We start from the raw sequence: 19771 nt of genomic DNA, 5'->3' as shown, positions 1-19771 counted from the left end.
TCGGCCAGCATCGACACCGGAAGGCGGAACCGAGGTGAGCGAAGAGCCCGAACCGGAGCTGCGCGGGATCGACCTGGCCCGGCGCGCACTGGAGGAGGCCAGGGCCGCGGCCAAGGCCAGCGGTAAGTCGGTCGGCCAGGGCCGGGCGTCCCCGGTCCGCAAGCTGCGCGCGGGCGGCCGCAGGCGCACCGGCTGGTCCGGGGCTGGTCCCGATCCGCGTGATCCCCAGCTGTTGTCGGCGCTGACCGGCTCGATCGCGAAGAGTCGTGGCTGGTCGGGCAAGGTGGCCGAGGGCATGGTGTTCGGTCGCTGGCCGAGCGTGGTCGGCGAGGACATCGCCGCGCACGCCACCCCGGTGACGCTGGAGGGCGGTGTGCTCAAGATCGCCGCCGAGTCCACCGCGTGGGCCACCCAGCTGCGCATGCTGCAGGGCCAGATCCTGGCCAAGATCAATGCCGCCGTCGGGCAGGGCGTGGTCACCTCGTTGCGGATCACCGGTCCCGCGGCGCCGAGCTGGCGCAAGGGCGAACGGCACATCAAAGGTCGCGGTCCGCGCGACACCTACGGATAGCCGAGCGGTGACCGGGGTGAGTTGCCTTGCGGCGGCGCCGCTCCCAGGCCCGGAGTTTTGTACATGTGGACAAAACCTGTGGATAACTCCGGACGGCCGCGAAGCCGGGCGATCGCGTTTCACGTGGAACCACCGAACGCAAGTCTCACGCCAGTTCTGCCGGGCGGAAATCTCCGGGAGGCGGAATCTTGTCACCGTAGACCGATTTCTTGCATTCACGGCGGCGTCAGGGGTGTCGTAGGTGCACTGTAAGTTGGGCTTACCAGTAGGATGGTGACGTAACCAGCGGCGAACCCTCGACGCGTGCTGTGCAGTCCGCGTGCTGCCCGATCGCTGCGACAGGGATCAGCAAGTAAGGAGAGCTACCGAGAAGTGGCTGCCAACGACTCCAACGCATCGGGCAACAAGCAGGGCTACGGTGCCTCCTCCATCACAGTCCTCGAAGGCCTCGAAGCGGTGCGCAAGCGCCCTGGCATGTACATCGGTTCCACCGGTGAGCGCGGCCTCCACCACCTCATCTGGGAGGTTGTGGACAACTCGGTCGACGAGGCGATGGCCGGCTACGCGACCCGGGTCGACGTGACCCTGCTGGAGGACGGCGGCGTCGAGGTCATCGACGACGGCCGCGGCATCCCCACCGCCATGCACGCGCAGGGCATTCCGACCGTCGAGGTCGTCATGACGCAGCTACACGCGGGCGGCAAGTTCGACTCCGACTCCTACGCCGTCTCCGGCGGTCTGCACGGTGTCGGCATCTCGGTGGTCAACGCGCTGTCGAGCAAGCTGGAAGCCGAGATCGACACCGACGGCTACCACTGGGCGCAGACCTACAAGGACGCGAAGCCGGGCAAGCTGATCCAGGGCGAGCCGACCAAGCGCACCGGTACGACGATCCGCTTCTGGGCCGACCCGGAGATCTTCGAGACCACCACCTACAACTTCGAGACGGTCGCGCGCCGCCTGCAGGAGATGGCCTTCCTGAACAAGGGCCTGACCATCACGCTGACCGATCAGCGGGTCAGCGAGTCCGACGTCATCGACGAGGTCGTCAGCGATACCGCCGAGGCGCCCAAGCATGCCGAGGAAGGCGCCGACAAGCCGGTCGAGCACAAGGTCAAGACCCGGACCTACCACTACCCGGGCGGCCTGGTGGACTTCGTCCGCCACATCAACCGCACCAAGCAGGCCATCCACAACTCCGTGGTCGGCTTCACCGGCAAGGGCACCGGCCACGAGCTCGAGGTCGCGATGCAGTGGAACTCGGGCTACTCCGAGTCGGTCCACACCTTCGCCAACACGATCAACACCCACGAGGGCGGCACCCACGAAGAGGGCTTCCGCGCGGCGCTGACCACGGTGGTCAACAAGTACGCCAAGGAGAAGAAGCTCCTCAAGGAGAAGGACGGCAACCTCACCGGTGACGACATCCGCGAGGGCCTGGCCGCCATCGTGAGCGTCAAGGTCGGCGAGCCGCAGTTCGAGGGCCAGACCAAGACCAAGCTGGGCAACACCGAGGTCAAGTCGTTCGTGCAGCGTGCCTGCAACGAGCACCTGACGCACTGGTTCGAGGCCAACCCGGCCGACGCGAAGACCATCGTGCAGAAGGCGGTGTCCTCGGCGCAGGCCCGCGTGGCCGCGCGCAAGGCGCGTGAGCTGGTGCGCCGCAAGTCCGCCACCGACCTGGGCGGCCTGCCCGGCAAGCTGGCCGACTGCCGCTCCAAGGATCCGAGCAAGTGCGAGATCTACATCGTCGAGGGTGACTCCGCCGGCGGCTCGGCCAAGTCCGGCCGCGACTCGATGTACCAGGCGATCCTGCCGCTGCGCGGCAAGATCATCAACGTCGAGAAGGCCCGCATCGACCGCGTCCTCAAGAACAACGAGGTCCAGTCGATCATCACCGCGTTCGGCACCGGCATCCACGACGAGTTCGACATCGCGAAGCTGCGCTACAACAAGATCATCCTGATGGCCGACGCCGACGTCGACGGCCAGCACATCGCGACCCTGCTGCTCACGCTGCTGTTCCGGTTCATGCGCCCGCTGGTCGAGCACGGTCACGTGTTCCTGGCCCAGCCGCCGCTGTACAAGCTCAAGTGGATGCGCACCGAGCCGGAGTTCGCGTACTCCGACCGCGAGCGCGACGCGCTGCTCGAGGCCGGTCTGGCCGCGGGCAAGAAGATCAACAAGGACGACGGCGTCCAGCGCTACAAGGGTCTGGGCGAGATGAACGCCAAGGAGCTGTGGGAAACCACCATGGATCCGTCGGTGCGGGTGCTTCGTCAGGTGACGCTCGACGACGCGGCCGCGGCCGACGAGCTGTTCTCCGTGCTCATGGGCGAAGACGTGGAGGCACGTCGCAGCTTCATCACCCGCAATGCCAAGGACGTCCGCTTCCTGGACGTGTAACCGGTGCTGCGCCGTAAGCGCGCGCCCGTGAAGCATGTCAGGCCCTCGAAGGAGATTTGATGACTGAGACCACGCTGCCGCCCTCCGGTGGTGCGGGCGACCGGATCGAACCGGTCGACATCCAGAACGAGATGCAGAGCAGCTACATCGATTACGCGATGAGCGTGATCGTGGGCCGCGCGCTGCCCGATGTGCGCGACGGCCTCAAGCCGGTGCACCGGCGCGTGCTCTACGCGATGTACGACAACGGCTACCGTCCCGATCGCGGCTACGTGAAGTCGGCCCGTCCGGTCGCCGAGACCATGGGTAACTACCACCCGCACGGTGACGCGTCGATCTACGACACCCTCGTGCGCATGGCGCAGCCCTGGTCGCTGCGCTACCCGCTGGTCGACGGCCAGGGCAACTTCGGTTCCCGCGGCAACGACGGCGCGGCCGCCATGCGCTACACCGAGTGCCGCCTGACGCCGCTCGCGATGGAGATGCTGCGCGACATCGACAGCGAGACCGTCGATTTCGTCCCCAACTACGACGGTCGCTCGCAGGAGCCGACCGTGCTGCCCGCGCGCGTGCCCGCCCTGCTGATGAACGGCAGCAACGGCATCGCGGTCGGCATGGCGACCAACATCCCGCCGCACAACCTCAACGAGCTGGCCGAGGCCATCTACTGGGCGCTGGAGAACTACGACGCCGACGAGGAGACCACCCTCGCCGCGTGCATGGAACGGGTCAAGGGCCCGGACTTCCCGACCTCCGGCCTGATCGTCGGCGGCCAGGGCATCCACGACGCCTACACCACCGGCCGCGGTTCGATCCGCATGCGCGGTGTGGTGGAGATCGAGGAGGGCAGCCGCGGGCAGACCCAGATCGTCATCACCGAGCTGCCGTACCAGGTCAACACCGACAACTTCATCAACTCGATCGCCGAGCAGGTCAAGGACGGCAAGATCGCGGGTATCTCCGATATCCACGACGAGTCCTCCGACCGCGTCGGCATGCGCATCGTGGTGACGGTCAAGCGCGACGCGGTCGCCAAGGTCGTGCTGAACAACCTGTACAAGCACACCCAGCTGCAGACCAGCTTCGGCGCGAACATGCTCTCGATCGTCGACGGCGTGCCGCGCACGCTGCGCCTGGATCAGATGATCCGGTACTACGTCGATCATCAGTTGGAAGTCATCGTCCGGCGCACCCGCTACCTGCTGCGCAAGGCCGAGGAACGGGCCCACATCCTGCGCGGCCTGGTCAAGGCGCTCGACCTGCTCGACGAGGTCATCGCGCTGATCCGCCGCTCGGCCAACACCGACACCGCGCGCACCGGCCTGATGCAGCTGCTCGAGATCGACGACATCCAGGCCACCGCGATCCTGGACATGCAGCTGCGCCGCCTGTCCGCCCTGGAGCGGCAGCGGATCATCGACGATCTGGCCAAGATCGAGCTCGAGATCGCCGACTACAAGGACATCCTGGAGAAGCCGGAGCGGCAGCGCGCGATCGTGCGCGACGAGCTGGCCGAGATCGTCGAGAAGTACGGCGACGACCGCCGGACCAGGATCATCGCCAACGACGGTGACGTCGCCGACGAGGATCTGATCGCCCGCGAGGACGTGGTCGTCACGATCACCGAGACCGGCTACGCCAAGCGCACCAAGACCGACCTGTACCGCTCGCAGAAGCGCGGCGGCAAGGGCGTGCAGGGCGCAGGCCTCAAGCAGGACGACATCGTCAAGCACTTCTTCGTGTCGTCCACCCACGACTGGCTGCTGTTCTTCACCAACAAGGGCCGGGTCTACCGGGCCAAGGCCTACGAGCTGCCCGAGGCCAACCGGACCGCGCGTGGTCAGCACGTGGCGAACCTGCTGGCGTTCCAGCCGGACGAGAAGATCGCCCAGATCATCCAGCTCAAGACCTACGAGGACGCGCCGTACCTGGTGCTGGCGACTCGCGCGGGCCTGGTGAAGAAGTCCAAACTCACCGATTTCGACTCCAACCGGTCCGGCGGCATCGTCGCGGTGAATCTGCGCGACGACGACGAGCTGGTCGGCGCCGTGCTGTGCTCGGCCGACGACGACCTGCTGCTGGTCTCGGCGCACGGCCAGTCGATCCGGTTCTCCGCCACCGACGAGGCGCTGCGTCCGATGGGCCGCGCCACCTCCGGTGTGCAGGGCATGCGTTTCAACGCCGACGACGAATTGCTCTCGCTCAATGTGGTCCGCGAGGAGACCTACCTTTTGGTGGCGACCGCGGGTGGGTATGCGAAACGTACGGCGATCGAGGAGTACACCGCGCAGGGTCGTGGCGGAAAAGGCGTATTGACAATTCAGTACGACCCGAAACGTGGCAGCCTGGTCGGTGCGCTCATCGTCGACGACGAGGACGAGTTGTACGCGATCACTTCCAGTGGTGGCGTCATCCGCACCGCAGCCAAGCAAGTTCGGAAAGCTGGACGCCAGACCAAGGGCGTGCGATTGATGAACCTCGCGGATGGCGATACCTTGCTAGCGATCGCGCGCAACGCCGACGAGCCCGATCCCGATCAGCTCACCGGCGACGCGGCTTCGGAGCAATAACCCAAACAGCGGCGGCAACGAACGGATCTGAGGATTCCATTGACCACACCGAATCAGTCGAACGACGATCGGAACCAGACCAACGGCGTCACCGAGCGGATTGCCTCGTCTCCGATCCAGCCGCGGCCGATCCCACGCCAGGGCGGTCCGGCCGAAGGTGCGGCAGCGCCGGAATCCGGTGCCGCCGGGGGCGAATCGTTCGACCAGTCGACCGTGCGGATGGGGAACGAACCGACCCCGCCCGCCGGCAACGGGAAGGGCAAGTCGCCCTACCAGGACGGGTGGGCGCAGCTGCCGCAGCGCGAGCCGCAGTCGAACCTGTACCGGCCCGGTGAGGCGCCGAGCCAGGGGCGTCCGTCGTCCCCGAGCGCGGCGGCGGCCTCGACCGGTGGCCTGAAGGGCAGCGGCGCGTCCAACGCCCGCACCACCGCCGACCTGGCGGCCAAGGCAGCCCGCAAGGAAGCGGCGATGGTGAAGTCCGTCGGCATCGACGGGCCGACCCGCAGCATCGCCCGCCCCGAGCTGGTCAAGGACATGCCGGACCTGTCCGAGGTGCGGCATCCGACGCCGGACGGTCAGGTCGCGCCCGCGGCGCCGCCCGGTCTGCCGATGGCGCACATCCCGCCGCAGCCGGGGCCGAGTGCCAGGGCCGCCGCGGCGTCCGTCGGCGCGGTCTCGCCCGCCGTGCCGGTGGCCATCGCGGCCGCCGCGTCGGGTGAGCCGCTACGCGCGACGGTGCAGATCCGCCGGATCGATCCGTGGTCGACGCTGAAGATCACCCTGGTGATCAGCGTGGCGCTGTTCTTCGTGTGGATGCTGGCGGTCGGCCTGCTCTACATCGTGCTGGCCGGCATGGGCGTGTGGGACAACCTGGACAACTCGCTGGGCGAGATGCTGAACCAGGAGGGCAGCTCGTCGAGCCTGATCGACGCGGGCACGGTCTTCGGCTACGCGGGCGTCATCGGCCTGATCAACGTGGTGCTGTTCACCGCGCTGGCGACGGTCGGTGTCTTCATCTACAACCAGTGCTGCGATCTGGTCGGCGGCATCCAGGTGACCCTGGCTGATCCGGACTAGAAACGGCTCTGTCACGACGGCCGGTCAGCCCCACGAAAAGGGGCCTGACCGGCCGTTTTGGTTATCCCCGGCCGGGTAGGGTAACCTCGTTCCTCGTTGCGGTTCACTGCTCCGGCAGGGGGTCGAAACGAGTTCGGGCCTATAGCTCAGGCGGTTAGAGCGCTTCGCTGATAACGAAGAGGTCGGAGGTTCAAGTCCTCCTAGGCCCACTCCCGAACATCACAGTAGGGTGGGAATCATGAAGATTGTCCTCACGGTCGGTGTTGTGATCGCGGTTCTCATCGGTATCACCAAATTCCGCAAGCGCGATGACGCTGACCTCTGGCACGAGGTCACCACCCGCTGATTCGGGTTGCCAACTGGTTTCAGCAAGCCAGCCAGGGGCCTTAGCTCAATTGGCAGAGCACTGCCTTTGCAAGGCAGGGGTTAGGGGTTCGATTCCCCTAGGCTCCACTTCTGTGAATTCCTCGGTTTTCGATTTTCTGCTCAGCGCGGCTCCCGTCGAGTCGGTGCCGACCGATATCGCCGCGATCGCGGCGCAGCATCGCGCCCGCGGCGCCGGCTTCCCCCGTTCGATCGACCGCGCCGTTGTCGCCGGATTCGACAGTGCCGGAACAGGTACCGCGTTTCTCGGCGGATATCAGGAAGCACTCGGCGCGCTGGTGCCCACGCTCGACGCCACCGGCCTGACCTCCATGTGCGCGACCGAGGCGAACGGGGCCAAGCCGTCGCAGCTGACGACCACGGTGACCGCCGACGGCGCCGTCACCGGCACCAAGTCCTTCGCCACGCTCGGCGAATTCGCCACCCGCTTCCTCGTGATCGCCAAGGCGGGCGAGCAGGCCGACGGTCGCGCCGCGTTGCGGGCGGTGCTGGTGCCCGCCGGTCCCGGCGTGGTGGTGACGCCGCTGCCCGCGCTGCCGTTCGCCCCGGAGATTCCGCACGCCACCGTCACTTTCGACGCAGCGCCCGGTGCATTGCTGCCCGGTGACGGCTACGCCGATTTCCTCAAGCCGTTCCGCACCGTCGAAGACCTGCATGTGGTCGCCGCTGTGCTCGGACAGCTCGTTCGGGTGTCCCGGCAAGCCCACTGGCCCGCCGAGGCCGTAGAACAGCTGCTGGCCCTGTTTGCGGCGGTGCGTGGTGTGAGTACCGAGGATCCGGGCTCGGTGGGCGTACACATCGCGCTGGGCGGCGTCTTCGAGCGGCTGACGCGCCTGCGCGCCGAGCTCGCGCCGCTCTGGGATTCGGTGGACCCGGAGATCCGGAGCCGCTGGGAGCGCGACGAGCCGTTGCTCGGGGTGGCGGGCAAGGTCAGGGCGCTGCGGCTGGCGACGGCCTGGCGCGCGGTGACCGCGGACTGAGCGTCAGCGGGTGAACTTCCCGAGGCCGTTCTCGTCGAAGTAGTCGAGGGTGAGCGTCCCGTTGTCGAAGATCGCCGAGGAGACGCTGCCGGGCGGTGCGTTCTCGCCGCTCAGCTCGAAGGCGAAGGTGTCGCCGTCCCAGTGCCGCAGCGGGTATCGCACCTGCGCCGGACCCATCGTCAGGACCAGGCCACCGTCGGCCTCGGAGATCGTCGCCGGACCCCAGTACTCGTTGGCGTAGCTGCCCACGTAGGTCGGCAGCGGCTGGGCGGGCGCGGGATTCGCGGGCGGGGTCTTGCCGACGAGGTCGCCGACGGGATCGTTGATCGGGGCGATCGCGGCCTGGTAGATGGACCGCCAGTCCTCGCGGATCTCGCCGAACTGGACGAGGTCGCCGAACTCGGCGGTCAGTGCCTCCGGCACGCCGATCGGCGCGGCGTTGGTGAGTGCCACGATCGCGACGTCGGCGGACGGGATCGCCAGGAAGTTGGTGGCGGCGCCGAGCGCGAACGCCCCGGAGTGGCTGTAGGCGGTGCGGCCCGCGGAACTGGTCGAGGAGTTGAATCCGTAGCCGTAGAAGCCGGCTCGCGACTGGGGTGCCGAGGCGGGGGAGGAGATCACCTGCGGGGTGATCGCGGGCAGCAGCGCGTCCTCGGGGGCGATGGTCGTCCCGTTCGCGGTGCCGTGGCCGAGCATCATCGCCAGCCAGCGCGCCATGTCGTTCACCGAGGAGCTGACTCCGCCCGCGGGGGACTGCGGGTCGGGATCGCGGACGAACTTCGCGACCCACTGGCCGTCGACGTTCACGTGGGTGACCGCGCGGTTCGGCCTGGCCTCGTAGTCGGCGAAGCGGGAACTGGTGGACGACATGCCGAGGGGGCCGTACACGGTGTCGGCGCAGAGCCGGTCCCACGGCACGCCCGCCGCGGCGGCGACCGCCTCGGCGCCGGCGGTCAGCCCGAAGTTGGTGTAGTGGTAGGTGATCCGGAACGGATCGAGGGGTTCGAGCCGGAGCTTGTCCAGGATGGCGGCCTGGTCGTAGCCGAGGTCCTCGAGCCGGTCGCCCGCGTGGTCGGGCAGGCCGCTGCGGTGCGCGAACAGATCGCCGATGGTGAGCTGGGCGGTGGTGGCCGGATCGGCCAGCGCGAACGAGGGCAGCTTCGAGACCACCGGCGTCGTCCATTCGACCGTGCCCTTGCCGACCTGGTGGGCGACCACGGAGGCCGACACCGATTTCGACACCGAGGCGAGCTGGAAGACGGTGTCGGCGTCGATCTCCTCCTGGCCGCCCGCCTGTTTCACGCCGAAGCCCTTGGCATAGACGGTCTTCCCGCCGTGCACGACGGCGACGGCCATGCCGGGGATGTGGCTGCTGTCCATCAGCGAGGTGGCCAGGTCGTCGAGTTTCGCGACGGCCTTGTCGACCGCGTCGTCGGGGAGCGCGACGGCGGCGACCTGATTCGGCGGGAGCTGTTCGGTGCTGGTCGCGGTGGTGTTCTCGTCGTCGGCGGCACTGCTGCAACCGACCACGACAGCCATCGACACGACGAGCGCGGTGATCGCACCTTTGCCGGGCACCATCCGCTGACGATAGCCCCGGTTGCGGGGTGATCGCGGGAACGTGGCTGGACTGTGACGGTTTCGCGGACCGGGAGTACTCACCGGTAGCCGGAGCTGCGCCTTGCCGGAAAATGGGGAGCGGGCCTCGGCGAAGGGGGGGAGTTAGCCGAGGCCCGCGTAGGGTCGGCCCGGGGGGGAGGGGCCGACGTGAACGATCCTACGCGATGCGAGCCGAATTCGTGTACGCGCAACGAACCAGTTTCCGAGATTTTTCGGCGTTCTGGGCCTGGACCGTGCGCGGAGGCGGGTGTAGTGAACGGCGAATCTGTGGGTAGGTCACCCGACGGTTGTCTTACTTCGGTCGGAATGTGCTGGTGCACAACGAATTACGCGAAAAATTCGCTGAACATGTTCTTGTCGGTCCGCCATCGATGCCCCGGAGATCAGGGGCTTGTGATCCGGGAGGCCGTAGGAAATTCCGTCCGATTCGCCGCGTGTCGCCGCAAATCGGCATGTCGAACAAGTCTGTACATCGGGTTGGCGGCCACTCGGAAAATGCGGGTGCGACTTGTCGGTGGGTCCCGCAATACTGGGGCAACAGCGTTGAACTACGACTTCAGGAGAATCATGCCCGACGCAATCGTCGCCGAGGGTCTGGTCAAACGGTACGGGCAGCTCACCGCCCTGGACGGGCTCGATCTGTCCGTTCCGGAAGGTACCGTCACCGCACTTCTCGGCCCCAACGGCGCGGGAAAGACCACGACTGTCCGCGTTCTCACCACCTTGCTGATCCCCGACGAGGGCCGTGCCACGGTCGCCGGGATCGACGTGCTCAACAATCCACAGGCTCTGCGCTCCCGGATCGGCACCTCCGGGCAGTACGCGGCGGTCGACGAATACCTCACCGGCTTCGAGAACCTCGAGATGGTCGGCAGGCTCTACCACCTGGGCGTGCAGCGCAGTAAGGAACGCGCGCGCGAACTGCTCGAGCGCTTCCGGCTCACCGACGCGGCCGACCGCCCGGTGAAGGGCTACTCCGGCGGCATGCGCAGGCGCCTCGACCTCGCCGGCGCGCTGGTGGCGAATCCGCCGGTGCTGTTCCTGGACGAACCGACCACCGGGCTCGACCCGCGGGCCCGGCTCGACCTGTGGGATGTCATCGAGGAACTCGTCGCGGGCGGCACCACCCTGCTGCTCACCACCCAGTACATGGAGGAGGCCGACCGGCTGGCCGACTCGATCGCCGTCATCGACCACGGCCGGGTCATCGCCCGCGGCACCGCCGACGAGCTCAAGGCGCTTGTCGGTGGCGACCGGATCGAGCTCACCGTCGCCTCGCCCGACCAGCTGGCCCCGGCGCAGCAGGTGCTCGCCGGGCTGGCCGACGGCGAGATCCATCTCGAACCCGGTCTGCGCCGGATCACCGTCCCCGTGGCCGACGGGTCCCAGGACCTGGTCACCGCGATCGGCCGGCTCACCGAGCACAAGGTGCAGATCAACGATGTCGCGCTGCGGCGGCCCTCGCTCGACGACGTCTTCCTCACCCTCACCGGGCACGAGGCGGAGGAACTCGTCAACGGCGACGCCGGGAAACAGACCGTCGGCGCCGAGGAAGGACACAACCGATGAGCATCACGCTCGACAAGGCCGAGGTGCAGGGCCCCACCTTCGGTGAACGGCTCTCGATGGTGGTCAGCGACAGCATGACCATCGCCAAGCGCAATGTCATCAAGATCAAGCGCGTGCCCGACGTACTGATCTTCACGACGCTGTCGCCGATCATGTTCGTGCTGCTGTTCGCCTATGTCTTCGGTTCGGCGATCCAGATCGAGGGCGTGGAGGGCGGCTATCGCGAATTCCTGATCGCGGGCATCTTCGCGCAGACCGTCGTCTTCGGTGCCACGTTCACCGGCGCCGGTCTGGCCGAGGACATGCAGAAGGGCATCATCGACCGGTTCCGCTCACTGCCGATGGCGCCGTCCGCGGTGCTGGTCGGCCGGACGATCAGCGACGTGGTGATCAATATCGTGAGCTTGGTCGTCATGTCGCTGACCGGCCTGGTCGTCGGCTGGCGGATCCGCGGGTCGTTCCTCGACGCGGTCCTGGCCTATGTGCTGATGCTGCTGTTCGCCTACGCGCTGTCCTGGATGATGGCGGTCGTCGGACTGCTCGTGCGCGCGCCGGAGGTGTTCAACAACGCCAGCTTCATGGTGATCTTCCCGCTGACGTTCCTGTCGAACGCGTTCGTGCCGCTGGACGGCATGCCCGGCCCGCTGAAGGTGTTCGCCGAATGGAACCCGGTCTCGGCGCTGACCCAGGCCGTGCGCGACCTGTTCGGCAACACCAACCCGCTGGCCCCGCCGTCGGACGCCTGGCCGATGCAGAACCCGGTGATCACGACGCTGATCTGGATCGTCGTGATCCTGGTCGTCTTCGTGCCGCTGGCTCAGGTGCAGTACAAGAAGTCCGTGAGCCGCTGACGATTCAGTGCGCGCCGGTCTCCGCTCCGGGGGCCGGCGCGGCGCCGTTGCGGGAGTAGCCCAGGCGCGGCGGCTCGGCGGCGGGCTCGGGAAGTTGCGGTCGCTTGCTGCGGGCGAGGAGGGCCAGGGCCGCCGCCCCGGCGATCCCGATGGAAGCGATGATCGGGTTACGAAGCTTCATGCGACCACTGTGGCACAGCTTCCCGGCTTCCCGCCGCCCCCGTGGCACCATAACTGCCGTGACCTCACCCAACCAGACGGCCGTGGCGACTCTGCACACCAACCACGGCGATATCAAGATCGCGCTCTTCGGCAACCACGCGCCCAAGACGGTGCGCAACTTCGTCGGTCTCGCCGACGGCAGCGCGCCCTACACCACCGCGAACGCCGGTGGCACGGACGCGGGCCCGTTCTACGACGGCGCGATCTTCCACCGGGTGATCCCGGGGTTCATGATCCAGGGTGGCGATCCGACCGGCACCGGTCGCGGTGGGCCCGGCTACGAGTTCGGTGACGAGTTCCATCCCGAGTTGCGCTTCACCCGCGGGTATCTGCTGGCGATGGCCAACGGGGGCCCGGCGACCAACGGTTCGCAGTTCTTCATCACGGTCGGCGCGCAGCCGCATCTCAATCGCAAGCACACGATCTTCGGCGAGGTGGTCGATCCCGATTCGCGCAAGGTCGTCGACGCGATCGCGTCGGTGAAGACCGATCGCAACGATCGCCCGGCCGAGCCGGTCGTCATCTCCTCGGTGACCATCGCCTGACAGCTGTGCACAACAGAACTCCCCGTCGCGCCGGAGCGCGACGGGGAGTTCGTTGCTTCACGTGAAACGTCGCGCTCAGTCGCTGACCGAGGCGAAGCCGTTGACGACCAGGACGTCGTAGACGTCGTGGGGATTGGTGCCCAGATCCCAGCGGCCGAAGATCAGCAGCCGCTCCGAGCCCTCGTGCTGGACGTCGATCTCGAGCATCGCCGATTTCCGGCCGAGCCGTCGGTAGGAGACCATCCGGATCCGATCGATCCGGTCCAGCGGGTAGGTCTTGGGGCCGGTCAGCGTGCCGACGATCAGGCGCGGGGCCGGACCGCCGACCATGGTCAGCCGGGGGCGCTGCCGGACACCGAGCGCCGCCATGGCCAGGACCGCGACCGCGGCCAGGCCGACCAGCAGTCTGCTCGGTCCGTCCTTGGCCAGCACCGCGGCGACGACCAGGATCAGGCCGCCGCCGGACACGGCGAGCAGACCGGCGGTGGGAGTTGTCCACGACGTGCTGTCGGCGGAATCCACAGCGTTCACGCGGCGTCGTCCCCCGTTGCTCCTCGAGTTGTCCACAGCTTCATCCACAGGTGTGCATGAATAACACCGGTGTAATCCGGTGCGCCGCGCTCGGTCAGCGCCATCGCATGGTCATGATCAGGCCGATGACCATCAGGCCGAACCCGATCAGGAAGTTCCAGGCGTTGAGATCGTTCATCCAGCCGATGTGCTCGGCGGCCAGGTAATACACCAGCAGCCACACGAGCCCGGCCAGCATGAAGCCAAGCATGATCGCGACGTACCAAGCCGGCGACGGGCCCGCCTTGACCTTCACCGGGGTGCGGCTGGCAGGGCTCGGGGTGTAGTCGGCCTTCTTACGGACCTTGGACTTGGGCATGACGTCCTCGAATTCGGGATACAGGTAACTCCTAGGCTATCCCACCAGGTAATGGATGCGACGACCTACGGGGTCGCCACGTACCCTCGACGCATGCGTGTATTGGTCGTCGACAACTACGACAGCTTCGTGTTCAACCTGGTGCAGTACCTCGGCCAGCTTGGTGCCGAGGCCGTGGTCTGGCGCAACGACGACCAGCGCCTGGCCGACCTGGACACCCTGCTCACCCGGGGCGACGTGGGCGGCACCTTCGACGGCGTGCTCGTCAGCCCCGGCCCCGGCAGCCCCGACCGCGCCGGCGCCAGCATTCCGCTGGTCCACGCGGCCGCCGAGCACCGCATGCCGTTGCTCGGCGTGTGTCTCGGGCACCAGGCGATCGGCGAGGCGTTCGGCGGAACGGTCGACCGCGCGCCCGAACTGCTGCACGGCAAGACCAGCGAGGTCTTCCACATCGGCGCGGGCGTGCTGGCCGGGCTGCCCGACCCGTTCACCGCCACCAGGTACCACTCGCTGACCGTGCTCCCGGAGACCATGCCGGCGGAGCTGGAGGTCGTCGGGCACACCGAGAGCGGCATCGTGATGGCCATGCGTCACCGCACCCTGCCCATCCACGGCGTGCAGTTCCACCCCGAGTCGGTGCTCACCCAGGGCGGCCACCGGATGCTGGCCAACTGGCTCGAGGTGTGCGGGCAGCGCCCCGCCGAGGCCCTGGTGTCGGCGCTCGAAGCGGAAGTCGCCGCGCTGGCGATCTCGTAACGCCATGACACCGGGGAGTGACACCGCGCGGCCGTACGTGCTGCTGTCGGTGGCCGCGAGCCTGGACGGCTACATCGACGACGCGAGCGCGCAGCGGCTGCTGCTGTCCAACAGCGCCGACTTCGACCGGGTCGACCAGATCCGCGCCGAATCCGACGCGATCCTGATCGGCGCGCGGACGCTGCGGACCGACAACCCCCGGCTGCTGGTCAACAGCGCGGTGCGCCGAGCCGACCGGGTGACGGCGGGCAAGCCCGAATACCCGGTGAAGATCACCGTCACCGCGTCCGGTGAGCTCGATCCCGAGCTGCGCTTCTGGCACACCGGCGGCGACAAGCTCGTCTACACCACCGACACCGGCGCGGCCCGGCTCGGCGACCGGCTCGCCGGGCTGGCCGACGTCGTCGCGCTCGGCCGGGAACTCGCGCTGGCCGCCCTCCTCGACGACCTGGGCGCCCGCGGGATCGGCCGGTTGATGGTCGAGGGCGGCACCGGGATGCACACCGGCTTCCTCGCGGCCGATCTGGCCGACGAGATCCGGCTCGCGATCGCGCCGATCCTGGTCGGCGACCCGGCCGCCCCGCGCTTCGTCGGCCCGGCCCAGTTCCCCGGCGGTGCACAGCGACGGCTCCGGCTGGCGGGTGTGGAACAACTTGGGGATGTCGCTGTGCTGAAGTACCTGGTCAGCCCCGGTGGCGCACCGCTCCGCTAACCGGCCCTGTGGTCGAAATCATGTTCGCGACCTGGGGAAATTCCGCTGTCCACAGCTTGTCCGGCGAATCACTGCACACCTGAACATGACCGAATCCACATCGTGCGACAGTTGTGGATAACTCCCGACCGGCAGGGGAATCCGATGACCGCAGGCAGTGCCGAGAGCACCGACCACCGATTCATGCACAGGGCGATCGAACTCGCCAGGAACTGCCCACCCAGCCCGACGGCCTATTCGGTGGGCGCGGTGATCGTCGCCGACGGTGTGGAGATCTCGACCGGCTACTCCAGGGAGACCGACGAGAAGGTGCACGCCGAGGAGTCGGCGCTGAACAAGCTCGACCCGGACGACCCGCGACTGACCAGGGCCACGATCTACAGCACACTCGAACCGTGCTCGACCCGCGCCACCGCGAGCAGGCCGCCGTGCACCGACCGCATCCTGGCCGCCGGCATCCCGACCGTCGTCATCGCCTGGCGTGAGCCGAGCCTGTTCGTCGCCGCGTGCGAGGGTGTGGACAAACTCCGCAGGCACGGCGTGCGGGTGGTGGAGCTGACCGACCTGGCCGCCGAGGCCATGTCGATGAACTCCCATCTCGATCTGAGCTGAGGCTCAGGGCCGCCCGTAGATGGCGGTCACGAACTCGCCGAGCTGATTGTCGTCGAGGTGCCGGGCCAGATCGGCCTCGCTGATCATGCCGACCAGCCGCTTGTTGTCGATCACCGGCATCCGCTTGACCCGATGGCCTTCCATCTGGTCGAGCACGTCCTCCACGTCGGCGTCCGCGCTGACCCACCGCGGGGTCGACTCGCACAGCTCGGCCGCGGTCGTGGTTTCGGGGGACAGGCCGAGCGCGATGCACTTCACGACGATGTCGCGATCGGTGATGATGCCGCACATGCGCTCGTCGTCGTCGGCGACGACGAGCGATCCGACACCGAGATCGGCCATCGCCGTCGCCGCGGTCGCCACGGTGTCACCGCGGGTGATCCACTGCGCGCCGGGCTTCATGATGTCCCTGGCCGTGGTCATAGGGGCTACCTCCTCGTTCAGCGGTGCTGGGTGGGATGAAGCAGCCTCATTCTGCGCCCGCCGCGTCGCGGCAGGTGGGTTCTCCACGCAATCGAGACCTCGCGATCTCAGCGCGGTAGCGGCGAAGCACCCACCTGCAGCACGACGTTGCCGGTGATGGTCACCGAGGAACCCGCGGCCGGACTTTGGCCGACGATCTTGCCGGAGGCACTGCCGTCCAGCGTGATCACCGTGGTCTGGCTGAGCTGACCGGTCCAGCCGAGCGCGCGCAGCTGTTCCTGCGCCTGCGTCGGGGTGAGTCCGGTCAGGTCGGGGACGGTGATCCGGTCACCGGCCGAGACCTGCACGGTGATGGTCGAGCCCTTCTCGGCGTTGCTACCACCGGTCGGGTTGGTGGAGAGCACCTGTCCCTTCGGCGCGCTCGACTTCACTTCCTGGATGTCGACCTTGAAACCGGCGCTGTCGACCAGGTTCGGCTGGGCGATCGAGATGTCCTGGCCGACCACGGTCGGCACCCGGACCTGCTCGGGGCCCGAGCCGATGGTGATCACGATCGGCTGATCGATGTCGACCCGGACGCCCGCGCTCGGTTCCTGCGCGATCACCTTGTCGGTCTCGGCGGTGCTCGACGCCTTGCGCGGCGGGTTCGGGCTCAGGGTCAGCCCGATCGAGTTCAGCTTCTGCTCGGCCTCGGCCTGGGTCAGCCCGGACAGCCGCGGCACCTGCACCTGGGTGGGTCCGGTCGACACCTGCATGGTGACGGTGCTGCCCTCGTCGATCCGCGATCCGCCGAGCGGCTGGGTCGCGATGACATTGCCGACGGCGACCTTGCCGTCCGCCTTCTGCTGGGTGGCGACGTGGAACCCGGCCTGCTGCAACGCGGTCTGGGCCTGCTGCGACGACTGACCCGACACATCGGGGACAGCCACCTGGTCGGCCTTGCTGCCCGGGCCGACCAGCACCCAGAACAATCCGAAGGCCACCGCGAGCGCGGCGGCGACGCCGAGCGCGATCAGTCCGGTGCGGTTGCGGCCCTCGGCGGGCGGCGCGATCGCGGCCTGCTCGGAGGTGTCGTCGCGGCGGTCACGGAACGACCGCGGGGCGGGCTCGTCCTCGTAATCCATGATGGTGGTGCGATCTTCGTCGTTCATCACCATCGGCGCGCTCGGCTTCTGCCCGCCGAGCACCCGGATCAGGTCGGCGCGCATCTCCGCGGCCGTCTGGTACCGGTTGGCCGGGTTCTTGGCCATCGCCTTGAGGATCACCGAGTCGAGTTCGCGCGGCACGCCGGGATTCACCGACGACGGCAGCGGCGGATCCTCCTTGACGTGCTGGTACGCGACCGCGACCGGCGAGTCGCCGGTGAACGGCGGCTGCCCGGTGAGGATCTCGAACAGCACGCAGCCGACCGAGTACACGTCCGAGCGGGCGTCGACGGTCTCGCCGCGCGCCTGCTCCGGCGAGAGGTACTGCGCGGTGCCGATCACCGCGGCGGTCTGGGTCATCGGGTTGGAGCTGTCGGCGATCGCGCGCGCGATGCCGAAGTCCATCACCTTCACCGCGCCCGCGCGGTTGATCATGATGTTGGCGGGCTTCATGTCGCGGTGCACGATGCCGGCCTTGTGGCTGAAATCGAGCGCGGCGCACACGTCGGCCACGACTTCCATCGCCTTGCGCGGCGCCAGCGGACCCTTGCCGCGGACGATGTCGCGCAGGGTGTCGCCCTCGACGTACTCCATGACGATGTAGGGCAGCGGGCCGCCGTCGACGGTGGCCTCGCCGGTGTCGTACACCGCGACGATGGCCGGGTGATTCAGCGCGGCCGCGTTCTGCGCTTCCCGCTTGAACCGCAGGTAGAACGTGGGATCGCGGGCCAGATCGGCCCGCAGCACCTTGATCGCGACGTCACGCGAGAGGCGCACGTCGCGAGCCTTGTGCACCTCCGACATGCCGCCGAACCCGATGATCTCGCCCAGCTCGTACCGCGAGGAGAGATTCTTCGGGGTCGTCATGGTTGTCCTTGTGGCGGAGTGTTGTCGACGGTGATGTTCGGGCCGAGCGCGTTCGGGGCGTCCGGGAAGGGCAGGTCGAGCGTGGGCAGCCGGGGCCTGCCGTTGACCGTCGTCGTCCCGCCGGCCGGCGTGGTGGTGGTGGTCGGCTTGGTGGTCTTGGTCGTCGTCGGCGGCTTGGTGGTCGTCGTCGGCGGCTGCGTCGTGGTGGTCGGCGGTTCCGTCGTTGTCGTCGGCGCCTCGGTGGTGGTCGTCGGGCGCGGCGCTTCCGTCGTCGTCGGCGGGGCCTCGGTGGGCGGCACGATCGGCGGCGGGAACGACTTGGTGGTCACCGGCGGGGGCAGCGGTTTGGTCGTCTGCGTCGTGGTGGTCGTGGTGCCGGAGTCGCGATTCGGCTCACCGCCGAACAGCACCCAGAGCACGACGCCGCCGAGCAGCAGCGCGCCGACACCGAGGGCGATCAGCCACTTCTGGTTGTTCTTGGCATTGCTGCTGCCCGCGATCGCCGCGGGCGCGGCGGCCTGCGTCGCCGGGCCGGTGTAGCCGCCGCCGGGGGTGATCGGCTGCGGGGCCTGGTTGCCGAAGCGCATGGTCGCGCCGTCGTACTCGGCGCCCGCGGCGGCCGGGATCACCATGGTCGGGCCGGGCGGCAGCACCCTGGTCGCGCCGGTCATCGGGGGCGCGGCACCGGCGGGTGGCGGCGGCATGTGTCCCGCGCGCACCGCGGCGACGGCATCGGCGAACTCGCCACCGCTGCTGTAGCGCTGGGTCGGGTCCTTGGCCATCGTGATGGCGATCAGCTCGTGCACGTTCGCGGGCAGATCGGCGGGCATCGGCGGCGGCGCGTCGCGGACGTGCTTCATCGCGACGGTGATGGCGCCGTCACCGGTGAACGGGCGCACGCCGGCGAGGGCCTCGTAGCCGACGATGCCGAGCGAGTAGACGTCGCTGGCCGCGGTGGCGTCCTCGCCGACGGCCTGCTCGGGCGCGATGTACTGGGCGGTGCCCATCACCATGCCGGTCTTGGTCACCGGCGAGGCGTCGACCGCCTTGGCGATGCCGAAGTCGGTGATCTTCACCTGGCCGGTGGGCGTGACCAGGATGTTGCCCGGCTTCACGTCGCGGTGCACCACGCCCGCGGCGTGCGCCACCTCGAGCGCGCGACCGGTCTGCTCGAGCATGTCCAGGCCCTGGACGACCGAGAGCCTGCCCATCCGGTTCAGCACCGCGTTGAGCGGTTCGCCCTGCACGAGCTCCATCACCAGGTACGCGGTCTCGCCCCCGGAGGGGTCGGTGGTCTCGCCGTAGTCGTAGATGCCTGCGATGCCCGGGTGGTTCAGCTGGGCGGTGGTGCGCGCCTCGGTCCGGAACCGCTGACGGAAGGTCGGGTCGGCGGAAAACTCGGTCTTGAGGACCTTGACCGCCACCCGGCGGTCGAGCCGGGTGTCCATCGCTTCCCACACCTGACCCATGCCACCCGTGGCGATGAGCCGTTGCAGGCGGTATCGGTCGGCAATCATGGCGCCGTTGTTCAGCATCGGGGCCCCCGTGTTGTCACTCGCACACTCATTTCGT

At 68.2% G+C, this 19771-nt stretch carries 19 protein-coding genes and 2 tRNA genes; 14 read left to right on the top strand and 7 right to left on the bottom strand.

Annotated features, from left to right (window positions below):
• Positions 1-34: 34 nt before the first annotated feature.
• From ACFVW6_RS00185 to ACFVW6_RS00150, 8 genes are all read left to right on the top strand, one after another.
• Positions 35-571, top strand: a complete 537-nt coding sequence (locus tag ACFVW6_RS00185) for a DUF721 family protein (RefSeq protein WP_355275348.1) — start codon at positions 35-37, stop codon at positions 569-571.
• 372 nt (positions 572-943) lie between these two features.
• A complete protein-coding gene (gyrB, locus tag ACFVW6_RS00180) occupies positions 944-2977 on the top strand; it encodes a DNA topoisomerase (ATP-hydrolyzing) subunit B (RefSeq protein ID WP_365009340.1) in 2034 nt (677 codons plus the stop codon).
• A gap of 59 nt (positions 2978-3036) precedes the next feature.
• Positions 3037-5547, top strand: a complete 2511-nt coding sequence (gene gyrA, locus ACFVW6_RS00175) for a DNA gyrase subunit A (RefSeq protein ID WP_378824537.1) — start codon at positions 3037-3039, stop codon at positions 5545-5547.
• 39 nt (positions 5548-5586) lie between these two features.
• Positions 5587-6624: a DUF3566 domain-containing protein gene (locus ACFVW6_RS00170; RefSeq protein ID WP_378824539.1), complete on the top strand. Its 1038-nt coding sequence runs from the start codon at positions 5587-5589 to the stop codon at positions 6622-6624.
• A 135-nt stretch (positions 6625-6759) separates the two neighbouring features.
• Positions 6760-6833, top strand: a tRNA-Ile gene (locus ACFVW6_RS00165).
• 29 nt (positions 6834-6862) lie between these two features.
• A complete protein-coding gene (locus tag ACFVW6_RS00160; RefSeq protein ID WP_355275356.1) occupies positions 6863-6970 on the top strand; it encodes a DLW-39 family protein in 108 nt (35 codons plus the stop codon).
• Between the two features lie 34 nt (positions 6971-7004).
• A tRNA-Ala gene (locus ACFVW6_RS00155) sits at positions 7005-7077 on the top strand.
• A gap of 5 nt (positions 7078-7082) precedes the next feature.
• Positions 7083-7988: an acyl-CoA dehydrogenase gene (locus ACFVW6_RS00150; RefSeq protein ID WP_378824542.1), complete on the top strand. Its 906-nt coding sequence runs from the start codon at positions 7083-7085 to the stop codon at positions 7986-7988.
• Positions 7989-7991: 3 nt separating this feature from the next.
• On the opposite strand, the gene ACFVW6_RS00145 is transcribed toward ACFVW6_RS00150, so the two are convergent.
• The gene (locus tag ACFVW6_RS00145; protein WP_378824544.1) at positions 7992-9569 is read right to left on the bottom strand and encodes a serine hydrolase; all 1578 of its coding nucleotides are present in this window, start codon (positions 9567-9569) and stop codon (positions 7992-7994) included.
• Between the two features lie 606 nt (positions 9570-10175).
• Here ACFVW6_RS00145 and ACFVW6_RS00140 point away from each other — a divergent pair.
• On the top strand, positions 10176-11177 hold the full coding sequence (locus ACFVW6_RS00140) for an ATP-binding cassette domain-containing protein (protein ID WP_355275362.1): 1002 nt from the start codon (positions 10176-10178) through the stop codon (positions 11175-11177).
• Positions 11178-11233: 56 nt separating this feature from the next.
• Complete coding sequence (locus ACFVW6_RS00135) at positions 11234-12028, top strand: ABC transporter permease (RefSeq protein WP_355275456.1); 795 nt, start codon at positions 11234-11236, stop codon at positions 12026-12028.
• 4 nt (positions 12029-12032) lie between these two features.
• Here ACFVW6_RS00135 and ACFVW6_RS00130 read toward each other — a convergent pair whose 3' ends face one another.
• Positions 12033-12209, bottom strand: a complete 177-nt coding sequence (locus tag ACFVW6_RS00130; protein ID WP_355275364.1) for a hypothetical protein — start codon at positions 12207-12209, stop codon at positions 12033-12035.
• Positions 12210-12267: 58 nt separating this feature from the next.
• Here ACFVW6_RS00130 and ACFVW6_RS00125 point away from each other — a divergent pair, with 58 nt between their 5' ends.
• On the top strand, positions 12268-12795 hold the full coding sequence (locus ACFVW6_RS00125) for a peptidylprolyl isomerase (RefSeq protein WP_378824547.1): 528 nt from the start codon (positions 12268-12270) through the stop codon (positions 12793-12795).
• A gap of 75 nt (positions 12796-12870) precedes the next feature.
• Here ACFVW6_RS00125 and ACFVW6_RS00120 read toward each other — a convergent pair whose 3' ends face one another.
• Together ACFVW6_RS00120 and crgA are read right to left on the bottom strand one after the other, a co-directional pair.
• Entirely contained in the window at positions 12871-13317 is a 447-nt protein-coding gene (locus ACFVW6_RS00120; RefSeq protein WP_378825666.1) for a PH domain-containing protein, read from the bottom strand.
• Positions 13318-13420: 103 nt separating this feature from the next.
• The gene (gene crgA, locus ACFVW6_RS00115; protein WP_218715976.1) at positions 13421-13684 is read right to left on the bottom strand and encodes a cell division protein CrgA; all 264 of its coding nucleotides are present in this window, start codon (positions 13682-13684) and stop codon (positions 13421-13423) included.
• Positions 13685-13777: 93 nt separating this feature from the next.
• Here crgA and ACFVW6_RS00110 point away from each other — a divergent pair, with 93 nt between their 5' ends.
• From ACFVW6_RS00110 to ACFVW6_RS00100, 3 genes are all read left to right on the top strand, one after another.
• Positions 13778-14440 (top strand): aminodeoxychorismate/anthranilate synthase component II, encoded by a 663-nt coding sequence (locus ACFVW6_RS00110; RefSeq protein WP_378824549.1) that lies wholly within the window; start codon positions 13778-13780, stop codon positions 14438-14440.
• Between the two features lie 4 nt (positions 14441-14444).
• Complete coding sequence (locus tag ACFVW6_RS00105; RefSeq protein WP_378824551.1) at positions 14445-15152, top strand: RibD family protein; 708 nt, start codon at positions 14445-14447, stop codon at positions 15150-15152.
• A 144-nt stretch (positions 15153-15296) separates the two neighbouring features.
• Positions 15297-15764: a deaminase gene (locus tag ACFVW6_RS00100; RefSeq protein WP_378824554.1), complete on the top strand. Its 468-nt coding sequence runs from the start codon at positions 15297-15299 to the stop codon at positions 15762-15764.
• Positions 15765-15767: 3 nt separating this feature from the next.
• Here ACFVW6_RS00100 and ACFVW6_RS00095 read toward each other — a convergent pair whose 3' ends face one another.
• The 3 genes from ACFVW6_RS00095 to ACFVW6_RS00085 form a co-directional block, all read right to left on the bottom strand.
• Entirely contained in the window at positions 15768-16187 is a 420-nt protein-coding gene (locus ACFVW6_RS00095; RefSeq protein WP_218715980.1) for a CBS domain-containing protein, read from the bottom strand.
• Between the two features lie 107 nt (positions 16188-16294).
• Positions 16295-18199 carry a Stk1 family PASTA domain-containing Ser/Thr kinase gene (gene pknB, locus ACFVW6_RS00090; protein WP_355275376.1) on the bottom strand — a complete coding sequence of 635 codons (1905 nt, stop codon included), beginning with the start codon at positions 18197-18199 and terminating at the stop codon, positions 16295-16297.
• A complete protein-coding gene (locus ACFVW6_RS00085; RefSeq protein ID WP_357341844.1) occupies positions 18196-19734 on the bottom strand; it encodes a protein kinase in 1539 nt (512 codons plus the stop codon). The genes pknB and ACFVW6_RS00085 overlap by 4 nt, the downstream gene beginning before the upstream one ends.
• Positions 19735-19771 lie beyond the last annotated feature (37 nt).

It is taken from the genome of Nocardia sp. NPDC058244 (assembly GCF_042882065.1).
Classification (GTDB): domain Bacteria; phylum Actinomycetota; class Actinomycetes; order Mycobacteriales; family Mycobacteriaceae; genus Nocardia.
Note: the sequence above shows the minus strand (reverse complement) of the source record. Positions and strands in the feature narration are given on the sequence as shown.